This window comes from Vibrio sp. 2134-1, assembly GCF_033339495.1.
In genome coordinates this window covers 1-608 of sequence record NZ_JAWOUS010000648.1, presented here as the reverse complement: position 1 = coordinate 608, position 608 = coordinate 1, and the positions used below count along the sequence as shown (strand labels likewise).

1 protein-coding gene is annotated in these 608 nt (G+C 33.4%); it reads left to right on the top strand.

Going from position 1 to position 608, the window contains the following annotated elements:
• Positions 1-160 precede the first annotated feature (160 nt).
• On the top strand, positions 161-604 hold the full coding sequence (locus R7R78_RS27755; protein WP_225474807.1) for a hypothetical protein: 444 nt from the start codon (positions 161-163) through the stop codon (positions 602-604).
• The last annotated feature ends 4 nt before the right edge of the window (positions 605-608 follow it).

Genomic DNA, 608 nt, shown 5'->3' with positions numbered 1-608 from the left:
TTAATGCCCTTTTAATAAACCACATTTAAAAACCATTGTAAATATAAAAACAAAAATATAAATCAAACAAAAATTTTTTAATCATTAAAAACTTCCACACTTTTTAAGTTTGGTTTAAAATTGGAGTTTTGCAGTTGTACATCTAATAGGAATAAAACTAATGACATTGACTGAAAAACAAGAAGCAGCCATAGAAATATTTAATAGTCGCAATAATATCCGAGGCTTAGAACTATCTCTGGGAGAGGTAGAAGCAATCCGTGATAGAGTTAGCCACGTTATAGATGAGCTTAATACTGCGCAAGAAGTGAAGGCTGTTGAAGCAGCCATACACGCTTTACAAGTAATTGACTTTGAAATCCCTCACGAACTCGAAAAAAAGGATAAAATTTTAACAGGTTCAAAGTCTTCTACCGCAACGAAGCGAAAACCAGCACCACTTGTTAAATTTAAAGTAGGAGAAGATGTTTTTAAAGAAAGATCCCAAGGTAAAGCATCACGTGAACTGGCGGCAGCAATTGAAAGATACAATAGTGAAAATGGTACAAAACTGACTAAGAAAGACTTTAAAACCGATGAAATCGTTGAGGATGACAACCTTTAGTTTA